The following is a 23,158-nucleotide window of genomic DNA, read 5'->3' as shown; positions in this document are numbered from 1 at the left end:
GGCAAGTCGATATCGTGGCCGACGAGCACGATTGGCCGTTAAACACCGCGATGTCCGAGAAGGAGGAGCTTGATGTCGCAGGCCATGCTCCATTGTCGTAAGCTCCAGCCGGTTTCGATCAGCAACCTGCATCCCGATAATCCGGGGCGATCACGCCGAAGCCTCTCTTTACCAGAAGCGGCGTGACCTTGCGCCACAAATGGCTTGTCTGCGGGAAACCATGAACCATGGAAGGCCGCTTTTGGGCCGCCTCCTCCGTCCGGAGACGCAACGTCACGTCATCTTTGATGGTTGCGATGGCAGGCAAGAGATCATGCGAGAGTTACCCCTTGCCTCTCGCCTATCAAGAGCACCTGCAGCTTCAGCTGGCTACCCGCCTCCGATCTCTATCGGACCGAAAACCGAACCCGCCTGGCGATGCGTTCTTGCGACATGAGTTGCACGACAGGCTCCACCACGGGAAAGGACTGTCAATTCGGCAAACCGATCATCGGTCTATCGAACGCGTTGTCATCCAATCATTCCTGAGCGAAGGGAATGATTGACCACTGCCACTTCCCCCAGCCGCAGAAATGGACGCCGCTGCAAGTTTTGGGATCGGAAGCTAACGACACGCAGCGCGTAAGGCATTAGAAAAGAAGCATAATAGCGCATGGCAAGAGGCTGAGTGCATGGCGAATGCACTTGTGGTGCAACAAGGCAAACCGTGAGGGGCGCATCAATGAAAGCTATCCGTCTGATAATGCAAGCCGCGAATGATCCCTGCCGAGCTCTTGATCGCGAGGAGGTACTCGCGGCGGCGTTTCGCGATTTCGTGCAAAGGACCCTCGCGGCGGGGTGGAATGAACCGGAGGTCGCCCTGACTTTGGCTGATATCGCCGATGACTACGTCATGGCACTCGCTCGGCGGGTTGCGGTAAATTAGTATCAAGTACCGACGCGCGTCGCGGGAAGCAAGCGCGAAGACTGCCGCAGCCCTTCGGCTCTCCCGATTGCCGCTTAGCAGATCTGCAGAGCGGCAGTCGGATCTGCCAGCGTATGAAAAGGTTCACGCACTGGTCAGTACCATTTTACTTGCATGTGAGAGCCGCCTACCTCCCAGGCGACGGCTGCCGGGCCTGATCCATGAGCAGTCATTCTATGCAACGGAGGCCACGACCCGAAGCTGCGCGTGAAAGCAGCTCTGGAGACTACTTTCCGTCAAGCCACTCCTGCAGCTCTGCCTCAGCCCGCTCCAGAGCGCTGTAGTTCAGGAGTTTGCGCAGGAAAGCGACGGTGACGGCGCGGGCGCGAAGATTGAAGCGGCCGTCCTCATGGTCGTCGCCGGCGCTCTGGTAGACGTCGAGCTTGTCGTAGAGTTGCTGCAAGCGGTTCTGCACGCTGCGCAGCGAGAGGCCCCGACGTTTGGCGATGGCCCGGTCCGTGAGACCCAGCGCGATATCGACGAGGATCTCGTATTCGGAATCGGTGAAGCCGTTCGTCTGGCCGAGGCTCTTTTGCTGCAGGCCCCGCACCTCGCGATCGATGACGCACTGGCTCTCGATGAAGATCGAGCGTAGCGCAAGCTTCAGCCGCTCGTCGGAGGCGGATTTGAGCACATAGCCATAGGCGGCGCCGTCCGGCACGATGCGGGAGACGCCGCGCACATAGGCCTCGTCCGAGTAATTCGACCAGAACAGGATACGGGTCTCCGGCCGCTCCTTCCAGATCGTGCGCGCCGCCTCGATGCCGTTGCGGCTGGCCATCTGCAGGTCCATGACGATATGCGCCGACTTGTGGTCGCGGGCAAGCTTCTCGCCGACGGTTCCGTTCTCCGCCTCGATCACCGTGTCGCATTCTGGCAGGGCAGCGTTGACCGCCTCGTGCAGATAGGACCGGTGCAGCGGGTCGTCCTCGACGATCAGAACCTTCATCATGCCCTTCTCCTCAGGTTGGCCCGCTCGCCGGGTCGTGCGGCACGAGCGGCAGCACGACCCGCACAACAGTCCCGCGATTGTTGTGACCTGGCCCGGTCGTGAAGCGCGCCGAGATCAGCCGCGCACGGGTCTTCATGTTGTCGATGCCTCCGCCAATCCGTCCCCGCGCCTTGGCGAGCCCGGTCCCGTCATCGGAGACTTCGATCGACAGCCGTTCGTCGTCGGCCCCGAGCCGCACCATGATCGCCAGCGGGGCGGCATGACGCACCGCATTGTTGATCGCCTCCTGCGCGATCCGGAATAAGGCAATGCTGACGGTCGGCTCCAGTCGCTCCAGCGCGCCATTCGTCTCGTCGACGAGGCCCCATTCGATGCCCGATCCCGTGTCGCGGGTCGATCGGTCCAGATGATGCTCGATCGCTTGGGAAAGGCCGAAGAGCTGCAGCACGGAGGGTTTTGCCTGCTCGATGATCTGCCGCAGATCCTGCATGCAATGCTGGAGAGAACGGGACACGGGCTCCAGCGCCTCGGGCGCCACCTCGCCGTTGCGCGACAGCCGATCGATCCGGCGGGCGAGCCGTGTCAGGTCGGCGAGCGTCTGGTCGTGCAGGTCCATGCCGATCCGCTGGCGCTCCTGCTCCAGTGCTTCGGTAAGCTTCAGCGCGCCTTGCCGCAACCCCTCCTCGCGGGCGCGCGCCTCCGCCTCCACGATGGCTGAGCGTTGGGCCTGCTCAGCCGCCTGCAGCGCGAAGAAATAGGGCGTCAGCAGGTCGGCGATGATGCGGGCGCGTTCGATATCCTCCATTGTATAGACGCTCGCCCTTTGCGATGAACAGGAGAGCGCCGCGATGATCGTGCCCTGCACCTTCATCGGTACATGCAAGCGGCTCCTCAGCGACTGTTCGACGATCGGCCGCTTGAATGCGCCCTCGAAGTGGAAACGCGGGTCCGTCATGGCGTCTTCCGCCAGGAGAAAGTCCACCTCGCCCCAGAGCAGCGAGCGGATGGGGCTGTTGACCACAGGCGCACCAGCAAGGTCGCCCCAGGCGGTCTCGATGCCCGTCTCGTAGGCCGTGTGGTAGTTACCGTCCTCAAGCAGCACACAGACATCGAGATGGTCGTGCGGGATGATATGGGCGACCTCGGCCGCGACGGAACGGATGGCCGAGCGGAAGTCTAGCTGGCCCGCGAGCAGCCGGGAAATGCCTAGATAGTGGTCGAACATGGCTGCGGGTGCGAGATGCAGCATCGTCAGTTCCTCCCCGAGATGGCAGGCTCCTCAACCCGCCGCGATCGCTTCGCAGTAAGCGCCAGCGGAAGCGCCGCCGTCTTGCGTAAACCCGCAGCTTGTTAGGCAAAACCCGCAAACGACTTGCCGCCTTGCCCCTGTACAGGCCGGTCGATCTCCCGCATCCTGCCCTTACTGAGAAGAGGATGCTCAGTGCAAGAACAATTTTCACTCGAACCCGATTGGGCGGGACAGGAGTGAAGCGATCCGCCGACCAGCGCGATCATGAGGGAGGAAGACATGACAATCCGTAAGATGCTTCTGGCATCGGCCGCTATCGCTTGCGCCGCGATGCCCGTTTCCGCCTTTGCCGACACATCGGCCAAGAAGATCGCCCTTTCCAACAACTATGCCGGCAACTCCTGGCGCCAGGCCATGCTGACGAGTTGGGGCAAGGTGACGGGTGAAGCCGTCAAGACCGGCGTCGTTGCCAGCGCCGATCCTTTCACCACCGCCGAGAACCAGGCGACGGAACAGGCCGCGCAGATCCAGAACATGATCCTGCAGGGCTATGACGCGATCGTGCTGAACGCCGCCTCGCCGACGGCGCTAAACGGCGCGGTCAAGGAAGCCTGCGACGCCGGCATCATCGTCGTTTCCTTCGACGGCATCGTGACGGAACCATGCGCCTGGCGCATCGCCGTCGACTTCAAGGAAATGGGCCGCAGCCAGGTGGAATACTTATCGAAAAAACTCCCCGACGGCGGCAACCTGCTCGAGATCCGCGGCCTTGCTGGTGTCTTCGTCGACGACGAGATCTCGGCGGGCATCCATGAGGGCGCCAAGCAGTTCCCGCAGTTCAAGGTTGTCGGTTCCGTTCACGGAGACTGGGCGCAGGACGTGGCGCAGAAGGCGGTTGCCGGCATCCTACCGAGCCTGCCCGATATCGTCGGCGTGGTGACGCAGGGCGGCGACGGTTATGGTGCCGCACAGGCGATTGCCGCGACCGACCGGAAGATGCCGATCATTGTCATGGGCAACCGCGAAGATGAACTGAAGTGGTGGAAGGAGCAGAAGGACGCGAAGGGCTATGAGACCATGTCCGTGTCCATTGCACCCGGTGTCTCCACGCTCGCCTTCTGGGTCGCCCAGCAGATCCTTGACGGCAAGCAGGTCAAGAAGGACCTCGTCGTGCCCTTCCTGCGCATCGACCAGGACAATCTCGAAACGAACCTCGCCAATACCCAGGCCGGCGGCGTCGCCAACGTGGAATACACGCAGGCGGACGCAATCAAGGTCATCGAATCGGCAAAGTAAATCTCCCGGCGACTGCCGCGTGGCCGCAAATGGCTGCGCGGCATTTTTGCAAGCAGATGTGGCGGGCAGCATGAATGACGTTTTGAAGGCGGTGATCGCGGTCGATGGCGCCAAGGTGAGCTTCGGCGCGGTCAGGGCACTCGACGGCGTTACGCTTCGCGTCATGCCGGGCGAATGCGTCGGGCTCGTCGGACACAATGGAGCTGGCAAGTCCACGATCGTCAGCGTGATCAACGGCGGCCTCACACCGCACGAAGGAAGCATCGCGAGCGACGGTGAGCAGTTGGAGCGCTACGGCATCAACGCGGCGCGAGCCCGCGGCGTGCGCTGCGTCTTCCAGGAACTTTCGCTCTGCGCCAACCTCTCCATCGTCGAGAACACGCGCATCATGCATCGCCATCTCGGTGGCTTTGGCTGGCGGAGGCGCGCGGCAAAAATCATCGAGAAGAGCCTCGATACCGTGTTTCCCAACCACGGCATCGACAGCAGTCGGGCCGTGGGAGATCTCTCGATCGCCGAGCGGCAGATGGTCGAGATCGCCATGGCCTTTTCCGATGCCGGCATTGCGCCGCGGCTGGTGATCCTCGACGAACCGACCTCGTCGCTCGACGCAAGCCTTGCTCGCCAGATGCTCGACCATGTCCGCCGCTTCATCGCCGCGGGCGGGTCCGTCATCTTCATATCGCATATCCTGCACGAGATCCTCGAAACCTCCGACCGCATCGTCGTCATGAAGGATGGCCGCGTCGCAGCCGAACGTCCGGCGCACGGCTTCGACCATCACGGCCTCGTGGAAGCCATGGGCACCGTTGCGAAAGAGGAGACCGGGCAGGCTTCGGCGCGCGAACAGTCCACCGCTCCGCTTATCCTGTCCCATCAGGCTGCAGGCCTTTCGTTCACGGCGCGCAAGGGTGAGATCATCGGACTGACGGGTCTTGCGGGCCACGGGCAGACCGAGCTCCTGCTCGCCCTGCATGCCGCCCAGTCCGGCAACTGGCTGCCTGAGCGCGATCCGCAGGTCACCTTCGTCGCCGGCGATCGCCGCCTCAACGGCGTCTTCGAACTGTGGAGCATCCTGCGCAACTTCTCCATCGCCTCGCTCAGCGACCTGTCCCGGCGCGGCGTCATTCTCGTGAGCGAAGAGGAGACAAAAGCCGCCGACTGGAAGCGGCGGATCGAGATCCGCACGCCCGATATGGACAACCGCATCCTGTCACTTTCCGGCGGTAACCAGCAGAAGGTGCTCTTCGCACGCGCTCTTTCGACGCGCGCACCGATCGTCCTGATGGACGATCCGATGCGCGGCGTCGACGTCGGGACTAAGCAGGAGGTCTACGCGATCATCCGCCAGGAAGCGGCGCGCGGCCGCACCTTCATCTGGTACTCGACGGAAATGGACGAGGTCCGCCTCTGCGACCGCGTCTACGTGTTCCGAGAAGGCAGGATCACGGCCGAACTCGTCGGCGACGCCGTCAATGAGAAGAACATCATCGCCGCCTCCTTCGAGGGGGTTGCCGCATGACGTTCCGGCTCTCGTCCGACGCCATGCGTCTTGCCATTCCCGCCCTGTCGCTGACGCTGCTGCTCGCCGCCGTCTTCTGGTTGCAGCCGCGCGCCATGAGCTATGTCGGGCTTAACCTGCTGTTTAACCTGGCTGTGCCCATCGCGCTTGCGACGATCGCCCAGATGCTCGTGATGGCGGTGAACGATCTCGATCTTTCGATGGGAACCTTCGTCAGCTTCGTCGCCTGCGTAACCGCGACCTTTCTGCGGGATGCCCCCGTGACCGGCATCGTGATCCTTGCCGGCGCGATCGCGACCTATGCGGCGCTCGGCGTTGTCATCCATCTGCGCAACCTGCCGTCCATTGTCGTGACCCTCGGCATGAGTTTCGTATGGGGCGGCCTTGCCGTACTGCTGCTGCCGGCACCCGGCGGGCAGGCGCCGGACTGGGTGCGCTGGCTGATGACCGTCAAGCCGCCGCTAGCGCCGATGGCGATCGTCGCCAGCATCGTCATCGCCGCCGTCGCCCACCTCGTTGTCATGCGGTCCTCGCTCGGCGTGCTGATCCGGGGCATCGGCGGCAACCAGCGCTCGGTCGAGCGCGCCGGCTGGTCGATTGTCGGGGCGCGCGCCGCCGCCTATAGCCTTGCCGGCTTCTTCGCGGTGCTGGCTGGCATCGCCCTCGTCGGCCTGACCACCTCAGCCGACGCCAATATCGCGCTGCGCTACACGCTGCTGTCGATTGCCGGCGTGATCCTCGGCGGCGGCGAGTTCATCGGCGGCCGCGTCTCACCCATCGGTGCCGTCATCGGCGCGCTGACGCTGACGCTCGCCGGCTCTTTCCTGTCCTTCCTACGCATCTCGCCGGACTGGCAGATCGGGGCTCAGGGCGCGATCTTAATCATCGTGCTCGCGCTCCGCCTGATCCTGAACCGTCTCGAGAAGCGGGAGAAACGCCGATGACCCCCATGCTGCGCCTTTTCGGCAAACCCTGGATCTGGTCATGGCTTGCCGCCTTTGTCGTCTGGTTCCTGACGATCATCGTGACGCTCGGCGCCAGCACGCTCGGCCTGTCGCAGGCCGCTCTCACCTTCGCGGCCTTCTCGGTCGTCGTCGGCATCGGCCAGATGTTCGTCATCACGCTCGGTCCCGGCAACATCGATCTCTCGGTTCCCGCCACCATGACGCTTGCCGGCACGGTGGCGCTGAAGCTGATGAATGTCGAAAACGGCATGATCCTGCCCGGGCTTCTTGTCGTCATCGTCATCGGCCTCGTCGTCGGCCTCTGCAACTATGCGCTCATCAAGGCGCTACGCATTCCGCCGATCATCGCGACGCTTTCGATGAGCTTCATCGTACAGTCCGCCGCGATCTGGACGAACCGGGGATTGCGCATCAAGCCTCCGAGCATGCTTGCGGAGTTCACGACGTCGAACACGCTTGGCGTGCCGAACGTGGCGATCGTCGCGCTCCTCATCTCGATCCTTGCCTGGTTCCTGCTCGAAAAGACGATCTACGGGCGCTGGATCTCGGCGATCGGCCAGAGCATGCCGGCCGCGCGTATGGCGGGCATACCGGTCGACGGCACGCGCTTCGTCACCTACCTCTTCTGCGCCGTGCTCGCGTCGGTCGCAGGCTATCTGCTTGCCTGCTTTTCCGGCGGTGCGGCGCTCAACATGGGCTCGGAATATCTCCTGATGTCGATCGCCGTCGTCGTGATCGGCGGCACGGCGGTCGCCGGCGGCGATTCCAACGTGCCGGGCATTTGGGGCGCATCGCTCTTCATGTTCCTGGTCGTCTCCATGCTCAACACCTACGGGCTCGGCGCGGGCATCCGCCTCATCATGACCGGCCTCATCATCATCAGCGTCATCATGCTCGCCGGCGGTCGCCGAGCCGGCATGCGATAAACGGAAAGACCGCCATGGCCGAGGCCAGCATCTACGAAATTCACGACCCACGTTTCCGGCAGATGATCGTGACGAGCGCCGGTCTCGACGAACTCTATTCCGGCTGCCGCTGGGCGGAGGGTCCCGTCTGGTTCAACGACGCGAACCAACTTCTGTGGAGCGACATTCCCAACCAGCGGATGCTGCGATGGACGCCCGAGAGCGGCGTCTCAGTCTATCGGCAACCGTCCAACTTCACCAACGGCCATACGCGCGACAGGCAGGGACGGCTCATCTCCTGTGAGCATGGTACGCGCCGCCTCACGCGCACCGAAGTCGACGGCTCGATCACCGTGCTCGCCGACCGTTTCGAGGACGCGCGGCTCAATTCGCCGAACGACGTGGTGGTGAAGTCCGATGGCACGATCTGGTTTACCGATCCCACCTACGGCATCATGTCGGACTACGAAGGCTATCGCGCGGAGCCGGAGCAACCGACCCGCAACGTCTACCGGCTCGATCCGACGACCGACGAGCTTACGGCGGTCGCCACGGATTTCATCCAGCCGAACGGCCTCGCCTTCTCGCCCGACGAGACCATTCTCTACGTGGCGGATTCGGCAGCAAGCCACGACGAAAGCCTGCCACGCCACATCCGCGCTTTCGACGTGGTCGACGGTCGCAGGCTCACGAACGGCCGCGTCTTCTGCCTGATCGACAATGGCATTCCAGACGGCATCCGCACAGACGTGAACGGCAACCTCTGGTCGAGCGCCGGCGATGGCGTGCATTGCTTCGACCCGACGGGTAAACTGATCGGCAAGATCCGCGTACCGCAAACGGTCGCAAACCTCACCTTCGGCGGCCCCAAACGCAACCGGCTGTTTATTGCAGCAACCCGCTCGCTCTATTCACTTTACGTCGCCGTGACCGGCTCTCAGATGCCGTAAGGTGCCCACCTTAATGGGACAGGAACCCAAGACCTGTGCGTTGAATTGAAGAACGTGCCACGCCTCACGAATTTGTATTTTACGCGCCATAGTGTCTCGATCGAGATCAAGATTTGCCACTGCGGGTCTTGGAGACAAACAAGCCAACAATTTTCATCCCCTGATCCTACCTGCCTCTCCGGGGGACGTTCGGCAGCGCGCTGAACTGACCTGAGCGCCTACCTGGCCGAGCTTGCGGTTCCACCGAACTTCAAAAGCCCACAACCTATTGAAGCTAGTAGACTGAACAGGGTTCTAGGGCGACTTCGCAAGTCGTTGGTGCAGTGGATACTTTGATCCGGAATGGTTCGACCTTTCGATGGTGGACAAAGATCTCCGCAATGCTCTAAGCGCGAACGTCAAACGGCGTCTGTATCAACCGAAACCGAAAGCCATCCCGAAGAAATGATTTGGGCGAGGATTCCAGGTGGAACGCCCTCGAAGGGAATCGAACCGCTGAATCGCTGCGACAGACTGATACTTATGCGTTCGAACGCCCCGTGCAGTTGCCCCCATCAATCTTCTTGGGAGACCAGTACCGCAACTGAAGCCAAACCTGAGGAACGTTTGGCGAATTCGCCAACACCGGAACTTCCTAATTTCCGGCCTCTCTGCTTCTAAGCGGCCCGCGATAACACATCGCATCGACGAACGCGGCAAAAGCCGGGGAGTGCTGTTTGCGGCTGGGATAATAGAGATGATAGCCCTCATAGGAGGGGCACCAGTCACTGAGAACCTCGATGAGGCGGCCGTCCGCAAGATATGGGGCGGCAAATTCCTGCGGGATCCAGCCGAGGCCGAGCCCGTCGACCGCGCCGATGAGCGCGCCGCCGGACGTGTTGAACGTCGCCTGCCCCTCCACGCGTAGGCTGATGTCGCGCCCTTCGGGCGAGCGGAACTCCCATTTCAGCGTGCCGCCAGAGGCCGACAACCGGATATTGATGCAATTGTGCTCGCGCAGATCCTGTGGCGTGACCGGCGGCGCATGACGCGCGAAATAACCAGGCGAGCCGACGACGCTGAAGCGCCAGTCCGGCCCGATCCGTGTCGCCACCATGTCCTTCTCCAGCGCTTCGCCGATCCGCACGCCGGCATCGAAACGCTCCGCGACGATATCGACCAGTGCGTAGTTCATGTCGAGCTCCACGCGGACGTCGGGATATTTCTGCAGGAAGGCGCCGAGCCTCGGCCGGAAGATCGTCTCGATCATCGCGTCGGTGCAGGTGATCCGGATCGTGCCGGCCGGCCGGTCGCGCAGCGAGCCGATCTCGTCGATCTCGGTGGCGATCTGCTCGAAGAGCGGGCCGACCTGCCGCTGCAGACGCTCCCCGGCCTCGGTCGGCGCCACATTGCGGGTCGTCCGCGACAGGAGCCGCAACCCAAGCCGCTCCTCCAGCCCTTTGATTGTGTGGCTGAGCGCCGAGGGCGTAACGCCGAGTTCGGCCGCCGCCCGGGTAAAGCTGCGCTCCCGGGCAACGGCAAGGAAGGCGGTGAGTTCGTTGATCTGGTCGCGTGGCATTGCTGAGCTTATTTCACAGGTGCATCGAGTTTACGGCTGCTAATCGCGATAGGCAATGCGTGTTAGCTTCAGCTTCACCGGGATTTATAGAGCTTTGAGGAGATGAGCCATGTCACGTATCGTCATTATTGGAGGCAGCGGCCATGTCGGCAGTTATCTGGTGCCGGCGCTGGTCGAGCGCGGGCACCAGGTGGTCAACGTCAGCCGCGGCGTCGCCAAGCCCTATCGCCCGTGTGAGGCCTGGAGCCGCATCGAACATGTCGCGCTCGACCGCGCAGCCGAGGAAAAATTCGGCCAGTTCGGCGCCAAGATCGCAGCCCTTGAGCCTGATATCGTCATCGACATGATCGCCTTCGATCTCGCCAGCACCCAGCAGGTGGTCGAGGCGCTGCGCGGCAGGATCGAGCACTACCTCTTCTGCAGCACGATCTGGGTCTACGGCCGCTTATTCACGATGCCCTCCACCGAGGCCGATCCGACCAATCCGATCGATGCCTATGGCAGGGGCAAGGCGGAGAGCGAAGCTTGGCTGATGCGCCAGGCCCGGGTTGCCGGCTTTCCTGCCACCTGCTTCCGGCCCGGTCATATCGTCGGCGAAGGCTGGAACCCTATCAACCCAATCGGCAATGCCAATCCGGAGATCTTTTCGCAGATCGCTCGTGGCGACGAACTGGTGTTGCCAAACCTCGGACTGGAGACGGTCCATCACGTCCACGCCGACGACGTCGCCCGCTGGATCATCGCGGCGATCGACAATCGCGCAGCCTCCATCGGCGAAGTCTTCAACATCGTCTCCGAACAGGCCGTGACGCTGCGTGGCTATGCCGAAACGGTCTTCAGCTGGTTCGGCAAGGAGCCGCGCCTTGCCTACAAGCCATTCGAAGAATGGATCCTCGGCCTCGGAGATTATGCCGAAAACAGCCGCGGCCACATCATCCGAAGCTCCTGTCACTCGATCGAGAAAAGTCGCCAGCGTCTCGACTATCAACCCCGCTACACGAGCTTCGAGGCCGTCAAAGAATCCCTTAGGGCAATGATAGCGTCCGGAATAGTGATTGCTCCAGACGCTCGGCTATGAGCATCGCTCGACACCCTGCGAGTCATCCCGATCCGGTCAGGCCGCACCTGCCTCTCAACCGCTCGCGACGACCTCGCTTATCGCCAGTGCGATCTCGTCTTCGCTGCGGCCGCCATTGATCGCAACGCGTCCGCCGAAGACGAAGTGGGGAACCGAGCGGATACCGGCAGCAGCGGATTGCGCCGCTGCCTGCTCGACGCGCGCATGCCAGGCGGGATCCACCGCAATCGCGCGGCCCTCCAGATGATCAAAGCCATGGTCCGCCGCGATATCGGCGAGTAGATCGGCATCGGAGATATTCTTAGCGCCGAGGAAATGTGCCGCGCAGATCGCCACCGCCAGCGCGTGTTGTGTGCCGCGATCGCGCGCAGCGAGGATCAGCGCATGGGCCGCGTGTGTCGGATAGGTCCAGAGCTGCCGGCTGAGATTGAGCTCCAGTCCGGAGGCGCGGGCCTCGGCCTCGGGCCGCGCGAACGCGGCCTTCGGATCGGAGACGCCGTAGCGGGCGAGAAGCAGGTCCGGAATGTAAAGCCCGTCCGCCGGTACGTCCGGCATCATCAAAACGGGGTGATGCCTGATATCGGCGGCAAGACCCGTGAAGCGCTCGGATAGCACCTTGTCGAGCCGGTGTAGTCCGATGATGCACCAGGGGCAGGTAATCTCGGTGTAAAGGTCGATCTGCAACATAACCCCCACCCGCTCAGGCCGAAGGCAGCGGCGGGAGGATGACCTCGACTCGGTCGCGCTTGGTGACGAGGTCCCAAATCTCGTCAGCGATACCGTCGGGGTTGATCACCGGATATTCTGGACCGAGGGTCATGCCGTTCGCCGTCGCGGCACGAAGGCCGGTCGAGCGGTCGATGAACGCACCGATATTGACCGTGCCGGCATAGATGCCCCTCTCCGCAACCTCGGCATTCAGCGTGAAGGCATAGTTGCGGGCCGCCGCCATCAGCGGGCCGACACCGCTCATTCCCGGCATCGTCACGACAGCCGTCAGTCCGCCGACGATGACGATCGCGCCGTTACCGCGCGCCAACATGCCTGATAGCACCGCATGCGACACCTCGACCGGCGCGAAGGTGAAGATATTGGCCACTGCCCGCAGCTTTCCCGCGTCGAGCTCTACCGCCGGCACGAAGCCGGCGTCCGACGGCACCGGGGCGTAGATCGCGACGTCGATCGAGCCGAAGCGTTCTTCGATGGAGCCCACGAGCGGCGCGATCCCGTCGAGATTGGTGAGATCGGCCGGGAACGCCGCGGCTTCGATACCGGCCTTGGCGAGTTCGGCCACGCGCTCCTCGAGCGGCCCGGCACGCCGCGCAACGAGCGCGACGCGATAGCCTTCGCGGCCGAACCGCAGGGCCAGCGAGCTGCCGAGCCCGGTACCGGCGCCGAATAGGGCAATGGTTTTTCTGTCAGTCATAACGTACTCCTGAGATGGTATGTTTTACTGACTAGATATGATATGCTGACCACCAACGTCGCAAGAACGCATATTTTCGAGGCCTGGTCACATGCATATGCCTACCCCGCCCAATGAACCGGGCACCGACCCGAGCTGCCGGAAGGTCAACGAGATCCTCGGCCGCATGGGCGACAAGTGGACCGTCATGGCAATCACGATGCTGGCCGAGCGGCCGCGACGCTTCAACGAACTGAAACGGCTGATCGGCGGCATTTCCCAGCAGATGCTTACCCGTACCTTGAAAGCCTTGGAGCGCGACGGGATGGTGAGGCGCAAGGTCTACCCGACCATACCGCCGCAAGTCGAGTACAGCCTGACCGATCTCGGCCGCTCGCTCTCCGACCCTCTGTTACAGCTCTCCATGTGGGTGCTGAACCATCTGCAGGAAATCGAAGCAAATCGTGCCTTGCATGATGGCGAAGCAAGTTAGCGAGAATGGATAACCGGCCCTGCCTGTTGCATTGCCGATCAATGAGTGTTCCGCCTTCCCTTGTTCAGATGCTCAGCCGTGCGACCTACGGTGAGCCAAGCTGAACCTGTCGCCTTGATGGGATACGAACCGCCGTTCGGCGGGCAAGAATCTTCTTAACATCAACGACTTCGGACATCATAGGTAAGGCCTTCAGCCGGCGTTCGCAGTCTGCCGGACGTGACCCAACCACGAATCGCGAAGGCGTCCAGACCCTTGAGGCCCTTCGCACCGGGCAACGATCCCCATGGCAACCATGATTTCGGCGCGCCGTGAGCATCGACGGCCACAAAGTCTTCTGGAAAATCGACTACTACGACCTGTCTGGTTTTTGGAAAGGTCATGTCGCTCACGTCCCACGAGCTGCCCGCCACTGCGGCGTTGCCATGGGTCGCCAGTGCTGAACCAGTCGCCCTTGCAGACGTTCTGCGGGTGGTTCGTTGGCGACGTGCGTGCCTGTCGCTCGGCCCGCAGGGCACGTTCCATCGACCGCTCACCCGTCGTGAATGCGGTGAGCATCTCCGCGATCTGGCCAACGTCCGCGACCATTGCATGGCTCGCCGCAGTCGCGGAAGTCCGACTGCTTATCCCCTGTCATCCATGTGTCATGGGAGCTCGCTAATCACGACCCATAACGTACTTCATAAACGCGCGAGGATCCCATGCGTAAATTTCTGACCGCTCTTGCTGCCGCCACCATGCTGGCTGGTGCTGCCGACGCAGCCACCGTCTACCCGCTTGATCGTGCCACGATCCTCGCCGGCTCGCCTTTCGACTTCAAGGTCGAGTTCGACGGTGTCGTCAAGAAGGAAGATGTGAAGGTCACCATCAATGGACAGGACGCCAAGTCTGTTCTCGGCGCCGATTTCGATTTCGTGGCCGATGAGCAGGATAAGGACGGCAAGAGCCTCGGTTCTGCCGTGATCCTCCGCGCCGCCAAGGTTGCCAAGGCTGGCGCCTACAAGGTGGAAGTCAGCGCCGGCAACCAGACGAAGACCGCGACCTGGGACGTGTTCGATACCTCCGCCACGCCGAAAGCCAAGAACATCATCTTCCTGCTTGGCGACGGCCTGTCCGTCGGCCATCGCACCGCCGCCCGCCTGATGTCCAAGGGCATGGCCGAGGGCAAGGCCAACGGCCGCCTCAACATGGACGATCTCGACCACATGGCCTTCATCGGCACGTCGTCGACCAATGCGATCGCCACAGACAGCGCCAACACGATGTCGGCTTACATGACCGGCCACAAGACCGCGATCAACGCGCTCGGTGTCTACGCCGACCGTACGCCAGCCTCGCTGGATGACCCACGTGTGGAAAATATCGCCGAGGCGGTGCGTCGCCTGACCAAGAAGTCGATCGGCGTCGTTTCTACCGCCGAGATCGAGGACGCCACGCCGGCTGCCGTCGTTTCCCATACGCGCAAGCGCGGCGACAAAGCCGATATCGCTGCTATGTTTCTAGACACCAAGCCGGATGTGATCCTCGGTGGCGGCTCGGCATACTTCCTTTCGAAGGACGTGCCCGGTTCCAAGCGCAAGGACGACAAGGATCTGATCAAGACCTTCAAAGATGATGGCTATGCGCTGGCGACCGACAAGACGGAACTCGCCTCCGCTGCGGGCACGAATACCGGCAAGATCCTTGGCCTGTTCCACACCGGTAACATGGACGTGACACTCGACCGTGAATTCCTCAAGAAAGGCACAGTCGGTAAGTTCCCGAACCAGCCCGGCCTCAAGGACATGGCCAAGGTTGCGCTCGATCAGCTTTCCAAGAATCCGGAAGGCTTCTTTCTGATGATCGAAGGCGCCTCGATCGACAAGCAGGCGCACACGATGGACTGGGAACGCTCGGTCTTCGAAACCATCGAGTTCGACCAGGTTGTCGGTCTGGCCCGCGAGTTCGCCAAGACCCATCCCGACACGCTGATCGTCGTCACCGGCGACCATACGCATGGCGTATCCGTCATCGGCACGATCGACGATGAGAAGCCGGGTACCGACATGCGCGAGAAGGTCGGCGTCTACGCCGATGCTGGCTTCCCGAACTACGAAGACAAGAACGGCGACGGCTTCCCGGACAAGGTCGACGTGAGCCGCCGCCTGGCGATCTTCGCCAACAACTATCCGGACTATTACGAGACTTTCCGCCCGAAGATGGACGGCCCGTTCGAACCGGCAATCGAAAACGAGAAGAAGGAATACATCGCCAATCCTGCCTATAAGGATGCTCCCGGCGCGGTGCTGCGCGAAGGCAATCTGCCGCGCAACGCCGAGACGGCTGTTCACGCTGTCGATGACGTCGTGCTGCAGGCGACCGGCCCGGGTGCTGAGGAGTTCAAGGGCTATATGGAAGAGAGCGATGTCTATCGCGTTCTCGCAGACACCTTTGCGCTCGGCAACGACCAGAATATGTAATCTATTCCAATGATGCAGTTCCGGGCCGCGCACACCGCCCGGAACTGCTATTTCCGAACCATGAGGATATCGGCCATGGGCACTATTTGCTCTCGTTCCGGGATCAGCCGGCGTGATGCTCTGGCAATAGTCGGCCTGTCGCCGTTGGTCACAATTGCCAAGCCCGCAGTCGCCGCGCCTACCCGACTGAGCTTCGATGACCTTTATGGCAAGATCAGCGTGCTCGGGCTCGAATTCTCAGATAAGGCCAAGTCGCTCGACGGCCAGGATGTCGAGATGAGCGGCTTCATGGCACCGCCATTGAAGGCCGAGGCGAAATTTTTCGTGCTGACCGAAATCCCGATGTCGATCTGCCCGTTCTGCTCAACCGACGCGGACTGGCCGGACAATATCGTCGTTATCTACCTCGATGCAGCGCAGACCTTCGTGCAGCCGGGCGTGCGCATCGAAGTATCCGGCAAGCTCGAAGTTGGCTCCTGGACCGATCCGGAAACCGGTTTTCTCAGCCGTCTGAGATTGCGCGGCGCAACCTACTCGATCGCCTGAACGCATGCTGTCACTCACGCTTGCCGACATCTCCGTATCCTATCCTGGGCTCGCTACGCCGGCGCTCGATATCGGCAGGCTGGCTATTCCCGCTGGAACCCACGTGGCGATTACCGGCGCTTCGGGCTCCGGCAAGAGCACTTTCGTCAATATCGTCACCGGGCTCGAACGGGCACGCCAGGGCCGCATCGACTGGAGCGGCATGGACATTGTCAAATTCTCTGAAAGCCGCCGCGACCGCTGGCGGGCAGAGAATGTCGGCCTGGTCATGCAGGACTTCCACCTCTTCCCCGGTCTTTCGGCTCTGGAAAACGCCCTGCTGCCGGCACGGCTGGCCGGCGCGGCCTCGGCCAAGATCATCGGCCGCGCGCATGATCTCTTGAAGCGGACGGGGCTTGACCGACCTGAACAGAGGATCGAGACAATGTCGCGCGGCGAGATGCAGCGCGTGGCCGTGGCGCGTGCGCTGCTGCGCACGCCCGGTGTCATCATCGCGGACGAGCCCACCGCCAGCCTCGATGTCGAGAGCGGTGAGGCCGTGGGGACGCTGCTGCTCGAACTCGCCAACCAGGAAAAAAGCACGCTGATCGTCGTCTCCCACGATGTGCGGCTGACGGACCGGCTTCAGCGCAAGATCACCTTCAATCTCGGGCAAATCATGAGCGATACCGGCGTAGTGGAGCGGGCGGCATGATCCGGTTCGTCCTCGCCGATCTCCGCAAATATTGGCTCGGCTCGGCAGTCATCGTGCTGATCGTGGCGCTTGCGGTGGCGCTCGGGGTTGCCGTTACGCTACAGGAGCGGGCGTTGCGGCTGGGCAGCGCGCGCGCCGCCGACAGGTTCGACCTGGTTATCGGGGCTGCCGGCAGCGAGAACCAGCTGGTGCTCTCCTCCGTCTTCCTCCAGGCTTCGCCGCTGCCCTTGATGGACGGCCAGGTGCTGACCGCTCTCTCTGCCGATCCGCGTGTCGCCTGGGCCGCCCCGATCGGCTTCGGCGATTCCTTCAGGGGCTACCCGATCGTCGGCACGACGACGGCGTTGGTGCACAGTCTCACTGGCGGCCTGAGCGACGGCAAGGTGTTTGCCAGAGAGGGCGAGGCCGTGATCGGCGCAAGCGTCACCCTCAAGCTGGACGACCAGATCAAGCCAATGCACGGCTCGGCGGAGGAAGGGGGACATACCCATACCCAACTTGCCTATCATGTCGTTGGCCGTCTGAAGCCAACGGGCACTGCTTGGGATCGCGCCGTGCTGGTACCGATCCAGGCCGTCTGGCATATCCATGGCATGGGCGGCCACCACGATGAGGTCGATGAGGGCGATCACCACGACGAGCATGACCAGGTGGTCGAGATCCATGCAGAAGACGAGCATAATGCCGTTGATCCGGATGCGCCGGTCGATGAAACCTGGGACGCAGCTGTTCCCGGCCTGCCAGCGATCCTGGTGAAACCTAAGACCATCGCCGACGCCTATAAGCTCAGGCAGCAATACCGCGCCGGCGCGACACTCGCTGTTTTCCCGGCCGAGGTGCTGACCCGGCTCTATGCGACACTTGGTGACGCCAAGCGCGTGCTGTTTGCCGTTGCCGCCGGATCGCAGACACTGGTCGCCGCGTCCCTGCTGCTGGTCACTGTCATGCATGTTGGCCAGCGGCGGCGGCAGATCGGTGCGCTCCGAGCCTTCGGTGCACCGCGACGGGCACTGTTTTCGATCGTCTGGCTGGAGCTGTTCGTGCTGGTGGCCTTGGGCTTGGTTCTCGGCTTTGCACTCGGCTACGCGGCAGCACTAGCGATCTCCGGCATCGTGGCAGGCGGCAGCGGCGTCAGCATGCCCGTGGGCTTCGCGCGCGAAGACGCCGGGTTCGCAGCAGCGCTGTTTGCCTTTGCGGCACTGATTTCATCCGTGCCCGCCATCCTCGCCTACCGCCAGCCGCCAGCATCGGCACTCCGTGGGTGATCGGAGACATTCTGCACTTTGCTTAACTCCCACACGAGCGGTTCCAACCATCGGTTTGGACGATATTGGGAAGTCAATTCTTATGTCTCGCCTTCATATCCACCCGCTCCTGCCCTATCTGCTCCTGCTGTTCGTCGGAACGAACTCTTTTCATTGCGCCCCCATAGGATCGAGCTGTCCCGCTTCATCAGACGGCTTCCTTGTCCGTCGCCGCGTCGATCAATGTGGGATAGTCCGTGAAGCCTTTCTCTGTCCCACCGAAGTACGTCGCGCGGTCAGCCTCATTCATTGGCGCCCCAACCTTCAGACGATCGATGAAGTCCGGGTTAGCCAACGCCATCTGGCCATAAGATTCGAGATCGGCCAGTCCTGTGGCTATGTCTGCGCCGATCTCATCACGAGGACGTCCGGGTCTGTTGATGATCAGGGCTCGATGCCAACGCTTGCGGATGTCCACCAATCGTTCTTCGACGCCGCTGTGCATGATATGAAGGTACGCCAGTCCTAGCTTGTCGAGTTCGCCAACGAGGTGACGGTAAAGGGCGGATCCCTCGGTACCCTCGTCGATACCCCACATCGTGATGCCGGGTGACAAACGGATGGCGGTACGGTCGGCGCCGATCTCTTCCGCAATCGCTCTGGCGACTTCGAGCGCGAAACGGGAACGATTCTCGATCGAGCCACCGTATTCATCGCTCCGGATGTTGGCGCTGGGGGCGAGAAACTGTTGGACCAGATAGCCGTTCGCGCCATGAACTTCGACGCCGTCCGCTCCGGCCTCGACCGCGCGACGTGCAGCGTATCGGAAGTCAGCCACGGTCTGACGAACCTCGTCCGTCGTCATGGCGCGTGGTGTGGGAATGTCCTGCATGCCCGTGGACGTGAACATGGGAACGCCCGGCGCAATGGCCGAAGGCGCTACGCCCTGACGATGATGCGGCGTATTGTCGGGATGCGACATGCGGCCCGCATGCATCAGCTGCACGAAGATGCGGCCGCCGTTGTTGTGGACGGCGTCGGTCACCGTCCTCCATCCTTCGACATGGGCGTCCGTGTAGATGCCCGGAGTTGTGAGGTATCCTTGCCCATCGTCGGAGGGTTGCGTGCCCTCGGTGACGATCAGGCCGACGGCTGCCCGCTGCGCATAGTATTCGGCGGCCAGTTTGCTTGGTGTGCCATCGGCATTCGCACGGGACCGGGTCATGGGCGCCATGACGAGACGGTTCTGAAGTTCAATGCCGCCCAGGGTGACAGGTGTAAAGATATCGCTCATTGCTGTTTTTCCTTCGTTGGTCACCCTCATATGGACTTGCTCATCCAACGGGATAACCCTAGGAAAATGGGAAACATTATCCATCCAGTGGAGCAATGCTTTGGATTACCTGAACGACATGGCACTCTTCGTCGAGGTGGTGAAGACGCGGAACTTCCGCCGTGCTGCCGCCGTTCTTAGAATGCCGAACTCGACCCTTTCGCGTCGGATTGCTCTCCTTGAGGAAGGCATCGGGTTAAGGTTGCTCAACCGGACAACGCGCAAGATTGAACTCACCGAAGCCGGGCAGCTCTACTACGAGCGGTGCAGCCGCATCGTCGACGAAGCTAGAATTGCCTACGAGGAGCTTGGCGACATGGTCGCGCAGCCCACAGGCGTTCTGAAAGTTTCGTTGCCCGTAGATTTCGCGACGACATACGTCGCTCCGTTGCTACCGGAGTTCGCAGCACTCTATCCCGGTATCAGCTTCGATTTCGATCTGACGCCGCGCAACGTGGACCTCGTTGGAGAGCCTTTCGATCTGGCGATCCGAATGAGAGCGCCCGAAAACGCAACGCTCATCAGCCGCGTTATCACCCGGATTTCCGCACAGTTCTACGCTGCACCGGAATATCTTCAGGTCAACGGCGAGCCCTCGAAACCGGCAGATCTCGAGCAGCACCAGTGTCTGACGATGCCCACCATGCCGAGCTGGCCCGTACATTCCGCTGCAGGTACCGCCGATCCCAAGGTCGAAAGCCGCTTTCGTGTGAACAGCGTCTCGATGATCCGCCAGCTAGCAGTGCTGGGGATGGGCATTACATTCCTACCTGAACGGATCGTCGCCGATGACGTCGCGGCTGGGAGGCTACAGCGCATCCTGCCGGATTGGCAGGGCGCGGCGCAGCCGATCTACGCGGTCACGGAGACGCGGCTGCTGCCTGCGAAGACACAACGTTTCATAGACTTCGTGAAGGAGCGGCTTCGGGAGGCCTAACTGATGCGGCGTCGGCCAACACGACGTCGTCGCCGGTCTAAACAACGTCCTTGCTCCTTTCAATCTGCACGAACGTCCGGTCCGTTCGTCCTCGCCGAAGCGGAAACGTGCCAAACGGCATCAAGATTGCGACAGCTACCCGCCCCGGCACCGTCGCCGATCTGTTTGAAGGCTAGTCGCCTCGCGGTACTCGGATAGAGCGGCTCAAAAAAATCCCACCGCGTAGCGCAGTCTTTGGCGGTCTTTCGCAGCTCATCCATTGCCCCATCACCGGCATTGACGAGGCCCTCGCCACGCTTTGCGACCTTCTTGCGGAACCGGCTGAATGTCTCAGCGGCATCCAGTAAGTGCATCATGAGCGGTCGGAGGCGCGAGGCGTCTGACGTCGCTATTCCAACCTATCGCTGACAACGTGACAAACCCGTCACGATCGTGGGAAAATAGGCAGGACGGAAGATTGTCATTCCAAGGAGTTCTGATCAGCATTGACCAATGATAGGTTGGTGGTTGCCTGTTGACGTGAGCACAGAAAATGCGCCTGCTTATTGTGGAAGACAACGCCGACCTTGCTGCCTGGCTCGCAAAGGCCCTCAGACAAACGCAGTACACTGTAGATATCGCCACGGACGGCTCTGACGCTGAGCATATGCTACGTCTTGCGACCTATTCGGCCGTTATCCTCGATCTCTCCCTTCCCAAGTTGGACGGCATGACGGTCTTGAAGCAGTTGCGGCGCGCCGGCAACAAGGTGCCCGTCATCATTCTCACTGCAAACGCCAGTCTCGAGGGTCGTGTTGCGGGTCTTGATAGCGGTGCGGACGACTATCTCGCCAAGCCGTTTGAAATTGCGGAGCTTGAAGCGAGAATCCGCGCGGTCATCAGACGTGGTCATGACGTCGCCGCGCCACAAATTGCGGTTGGAGAGCTAATCCTTGACGGCAAAACACGACAATTTTCGCTGAGTGGCCAACCACTTCAGCTCACGCCCCGCGAACACGCCGTGCTCGAGCACCTGATCATGAAAGCGGGGGCGACCGTGACGAAAACATCTCTTTCCGAAGGTGTCTTTGGCTTCGACGACGTCGCCGATCCGAGTGCAATCGAAATCTACGTCCATCGACTCCGAAAAAAGCTTGAAGGCAGCTCCATCCAGATCGTAACGCTGCGCGGCCTTGGCTATCTGTTGCGCCATGTTTAGCAGCTCAGGATCGCTCGCCCGAAGGTTGAGAGGCGGAATTGCTCGGCTAAGGCGCAGCCTGCGCGTCCAGCTGGTCTCATGGGTCGTCTTGACGCTAGCCGGGGCAATCTGCGTCAACCTTTATTTGAGCTTCCGTTCTGCCACAGCCGCAGCCCAGCTCGTCGCCGATCGCACTTTGCTGGCATCGGCTCGTGTCATTGCCGAGGCCGTGCACGTCGACCACAGTGGCTCCGTTGAGGTCGAAATTCCACCCGCCGCATTGGAGATGTTTGACACGGGTTTCGGCGATCAGGTGTTCTATCGAGTGACCACCCCCTGGGGCAACCTGCTCTCAGGATATCCCGATCTGCCGACGCCGCTCGTTGCGCTGAAGGGCGAGGATCTGACATTTCGTGATCACGGCATTCGTGCCCTCATGCTTGACCATCCAGTCGTGGGACTTGGGGGCGACGGAACGATTGCTGTGACGGTCGGTGTCACTCATGGCAGCCAATATGCAATTCGACGCCAGCTGTGGCTTTCCGGTTTCGCAAACCAGCTTGCGCTTGTCCTACTGGCAGGCCTTGTCACCATCATCGGTCTCCAGCGAGGACTTTCGCCCATATTGCGTCTGCGAGACGCTGTGCGCCAACGTGGTCGTGACCGCCTCGATCCGTTTCCGACATCCATGGTGCAGACAGAACTGCAGCCGCTCGTTCACGCCTTGAACGACCATATGGAGAGCGTGCAAAATCAGATGGCGGCTCAGCGGCGGTTTGTTGCCAATGCCGCTCACCAATTGCGAACCCCGCTGGCGCTGATCGCGACCCAGGCCGCCGTGGCGGCCAGGGAAGTTGACATTCGTCAACGCGATGAAGCACTTCAGGCTCTGCAGAAAAGCACGCGTCAAGTTACCCGGCTGGCCGGGCAGCTGCTTGCTCTTTCGCGGGCCGAGCCCGGAAACCTCCGTCCACGCTTGGACCATACCGACTTGGCGTCCATCACACGTTCCGTGCTCGAAAATATCGCCGAAGAAGCCTTGAAACGCAGCATCGATCTCGGTTTCGACAACGGCGGTCCAGTGAATGTGACCGGCGATACCACCATGCTCGGCGAGTTGGTGGTGAACCTGGTCGACAATGCTCTGCGCTATACGCCGCCTGGCGGCTCGGTGACCGTTGCTGTCAAATCGCTCCAAAATACAGCAATCCTGATGGTCGAAGATACCGGCCCGGGAATTCCCGAAGGCGAGCGCGCGCAGGTATTCGAACGCTTCTATCGAGTGATGGGCACACAGACCGAAGGTAGCGGCCTCGGATTGGCAATCGTGCGGGAAGTGGTCGATAGCACCGGCGGCACGATCGAACTCAGCGATGGAAAAGCCGGAGGACTTCTTGTCCGTGTAGCATTGCCGCTTGGACAGTAAAAACC

22 protein-coding genes and 2 pseudogenes are annotated in these 23,158 nt (G+C 61.7%); 17 read left to right on the top strand and 7 right to left on the bottom strand.

The window, feature by feature from the left end; all coding sequences use genetic code 11:
- Positions 1-118: 118 nt before the first annotated feature.
- A complete protein-coding gene (locus tag PMI09_RS32715; protein WP_443216153.1) occupies positions 119-229 on the bottom strand; it encodes an alpha/beta fold hydrolase in 111 nt (36 codons plus the stop codon).
- Positions 230-721: 492 nt separating this feature from the next.
- On the opposite strand from PMI09_RS32715, the gene PMI09_RS31895 reads away from it, so the two are divergent.
- Entirely contained in the window at positions 722-925 is a 204-nt protein-coding gene (locus tag PMI09_RS31895; RefSeq protein WP_007787859.1) for a hypothetical protein, read from the top strand.
- A gap of 265 nt (positions 926-1,190) precedes the next feature.
- Here PMI09_RS31895 and PMI09_RS00695 read toward each other — a convergent pair whose 3' ends face one another.
- Both PMI09_RS00695 and PMI09_RS00690 read right to left on the bottom strand, forming a co-directional pair.
- Positions 1,191-1,913 carry a response regulator transcription factor gene (locus PMI09_RS00695; RefSeq protein WP_003594707.1) on the bottom strand — a complete coding sequence of 241 codons (723 nt, stop codon included), beginning with the start codon at positions 1,911-1,913 and terminating at the stop codon, positions 1,191-1,193.
- A gap of 13 nt (positions 1,914-1,926) precedes the next feature.
- Positions 1,927-3,165: a GAF domain-containing sensor histidine kinase gene (locus PMI09_RS00690; protein WP_007787852.1), complete on the bottom strand. Its 1,239-nt coding sequence runs from the start codon at positions 3,163-3,165 to the stop codon at positions 1,927-1,929.
- 279 nt (positions 3,166-3,444) lie between these two features.
- Between PMI09_RS00690 and PMI09_RS00685 the strand changes: the two genes are divergently transcribed.
- From PMI09_RS00685 to PMI09_RS31890, 6 genes and pseudogenes are all read left to right on the top strand, one after another.
- Positions 3,445-4,461: an ABC transporter substrate-binding protein gene (locus tag PMI09_RS00685; protein WP_007787850.1), complete on the top strand. Its 1,017-nt coding sequence runs from the start codon at positions 3,445-3,447 to the stop codon at positions 4,459-4,461.
- Between the two features lie 70 nt (positions 4,462-4,531).
- Complete coding sequence (locus PMI09_RS00680) at positions 4,532-5,983, top strand: sugar ABC transporter ATP-binding protein (protein ID WP_007787848.1); 1,452 nt, start codon at positions 4,532-4,534, stop codon at positions 5,981-5,983.
- A complete protein-coding gene (locus tag PMI09_RS00675) occupies positions 5,980-6,927 on the top strand; it encodes an ABC transporter permease (RefSeq protein ID WP_007787847.1) in 948 nt (315 codons plus the stop codon). Before PMI09_RS00680 ends, PMI09_RS00675 begins: the two co-directional genes overlap by 4 nt.
- Positions 6,924-7,874: an ABC transporter permease gene (locus tag PMI09_RS00670; protein ID WP_007787845.1), complete on the top strand. Its 951-nt coding sequence runs from the start codon at positions 6,924-6,926 to the stop codon at positions 7,872-7,874. The genes PMI09_RS00675 and PMI09_RS00670 overlap by 4 nt, the downstream gene beginning before the upstream one ends.
- Positions 7,875-7,888: 14 nt before the next feature.
- Complete coding sequence (locus tag PMI09_RS00665) at positions 7,889-8,803, top strand: SMP-30/gluconolactonase/LRE family protein (protein ID WP_007787844.1); 915 nt, start codon at positions 7,889-7,891, stop codon at positions 8,801-8,803.
- 313 nt (positions 8,804-9,116) lie between these two features.
- A pseudogene (locus PMI09_RS31890) lies at positions 9,117-9,251 on the top strand (plasmid pRiA4b ORF-3 family protein); the annotation flags it as partial.
- Positions 9,252-9,437: 186 nt separating this feature from the next.
- Here PMI09_RS31890 and PMI09_RS00660 read toward each other — a convergent pair.
- Complete coding sequence (locus PMI09_RS00660; RefSeq protein ID WP_007787836.1) at positions 9,438-10,361, bottom strand: LysR family transcriptional regulator; 924 nt, start codon at positions 10,359-10,361, stop codon at positions 9,438-9,440.
- Between the two features lie 109 nt (positions 10,362-10,470).
- Between PMI09_RS00660 and PMI09_RS00655 the strand changes: the two genes are divergently transcribed.
- Positions 10,471-11,439 (top strand): NAD-dependent epimerase/dehydratase family protein, encoded by a 969-nt coding sequence (locus PMI09_RS00655; RefSeq protein ID WP_007787834.1) that lies wholly within the window; start codon positions 10,471-10,473, stop codon positions 11,437-11,439.
- Between the two features lie 54 nt (positions 11,440-11,493).
- Here PMI09_RS00655 and PMI09_RS00650 read toward each other — a convergent pair whose 3' ends face one another.
- Positions 11,494-12,126 carry a DsbA family oxidoreductase gene (locus PMI09_RS00650; protein ID WP_007787832.1) on the bottom strand — a complete coding sequence of 211 codons (633 nt, stop codon included), beginning with the start codon at positions 12,124-12,126 and terminating at the stop codon, positions 11,494-11,496.
- A 13-nt stretch (positions 12,127-12,139) separates the two neighbouring features.
- Positions 12,140-12,865, bottom strand: coding sequence for an SDR family NAD(P)-dependent oxidoreductase (locus PMI09_RS00645; protein WP_007787830.1), 726 nt, complete (start codon positions 12,863-12,865; stop codon positions 12,140-12,142).
- 91 nt (positions 12,866-12,956) lie between these two features.
- Here PMI09_RS00645 and PMI09_RS00640 point away from each other — a divergent pair, with 91 nt between their 5' ends.
- The 6 genes and pseudogenes from PMI09_RS00640 (at position 12,957) to PMI09_RS00620 (ending at position 18,301) form a co-directional block, all read left to right on the top strand.
- Entirely contained in the window at positions 12,957-13,337 is a 381-nt protein-coding gene (locus PMI09_RS00640; protein WP_007787828.1) for a winged helix-turn-helix transcriptional regulator, read from the top strand.
- Positions 13,338-13,544: 207 nt separating this feature from the next.
- A pseudogene (locus tag PMI09_RS32710) lies at positions 13,545-13,652 on the top strand (DUF3768 domain-containing protein); the annotation flags it as partial.
- 386 nt (positions 13,653-14,038) lie between these two features.
- Positions 14,039-15,796, top strand: a complete 1,758-nt coding sequence (locus PMI09_RS00635; protein ID WP_007787827.1) for an alkaline phosphatase — start codon at positions 14,039-14,041, stop codon at positions 15,794-15,796.
- Positions 15,797-15,871: 75 nt separating this feature from the next.
- Positions 15,872-16,342: a hypothetical protein gene (locus PMI09_RS00630; RefSeq protein WP_007787825.1), complete on the top strand. Its 471-nt coding sequence runs from the start codon at positions 15,872-15,874 to the stop codon at positions 16,340-16,342.
- Positions 16,343-16,346: 4 nt separating this feature from the next.
- Entirely contained in the window at positions 16,347-17,036 is a 690-nt protein-coding gene (locus PMI09_RS00625) for an ABC transporter ATP-binding protein (protein ID WP_007787823.1), read from the top strand.
- Complete coding sequence (locus tag PMI09_RS00620; RefSeq protein ID WP_007787820.1) at positions 17,033-18,301, top strand: ABC transporter permease; 1,269 nt, start codon at positions 17,033-17,035, stop codon at positions 18,299-18,301. Before PMI09_RS00625 ends, PMI09_RS00620 begins: the two co-directional genes overlap by 4 nt.
- Positions 18,302-18,488: 187 nt before the next feature.
- On the opposite strand, the gene PMI09_RS00615 is transcribed toward PMI09_RS00620, so the two are convergent.
- Positions 18,489-19,574 (bottom strand): alkene reductase, encoded by a 1,086-nt coding sequence (locus PMI09_RS00615; RefSeq protein ID WP_007787819.1) that lies wholly within the window; start codon positions 19,572-19,574, stop codon positions 18,489-18,491.
- Positions 19,575-19,674: 100 nt separating this feature from the next.
- Between PMI09_RS00615 and PMI09_RS00610 the strand changes: the two genes are divergently transcribed.
- The 3 genes from PMI09_RS00610 (at position 19,675) to PMI09_RS00595 (ending at position 23,153) form a co-directional block, all read left to right on the top strand.
- Positions 19,675-20,550 (top strand): LysR family transcriptional regulator, encoded by an 876-nt coding sequence (locus tag PMI09_RS00610; RefSeq protein ID WP_007787818.1) that lies wholly within the window; start codon positions 19,675-19,677, stop codon positions 20,548-20,550.
- Between the two features lie 532 nt (positions 20,551-21,082).
- Complete coding sequence (locus tag PMI09_RS00600; protein ID WP_007787816.1) at positions 21,083-21,748, top strand: response regulator; 666 nt, start codon at positions 21,083-21,085, stop codon at positions 21,746-21,748.
- The gene (locus PMI09_RS00595; protein ID WP_037081443.1) at positions 21,741-23,153 is read left to right on the top strand and encodes a sensor histidine kinase; all 1,413 of its coding nucleotides are present in this window, start codon (positions 21,741-21,743) and stop codon (positions 23,151-23,153) included. The genes PMI09_RS00600 and PMI09_RS00595 overlap by 8 nt, the downstream gene beginning before the upstream one ends.
- The last annotated feature ends 5 nt before the right edge of the window (positions 23,154-23,158 follow it).

Origin of the sequence: Rhizobium sp. CF122, assembly GCF_000282035.1 — a bacterium.
Taxonomy (GTDB): domain Bacteria; phylum Pseudomonadota; class Alphaproteobacteria; order Rhizobiales; family Rhizobiaceae; genus Rhizobium.
Note: the sequence above shows the minus strand (reverse complement) of the source record. Positions and strands in the feature narration are given on the sequence as shown.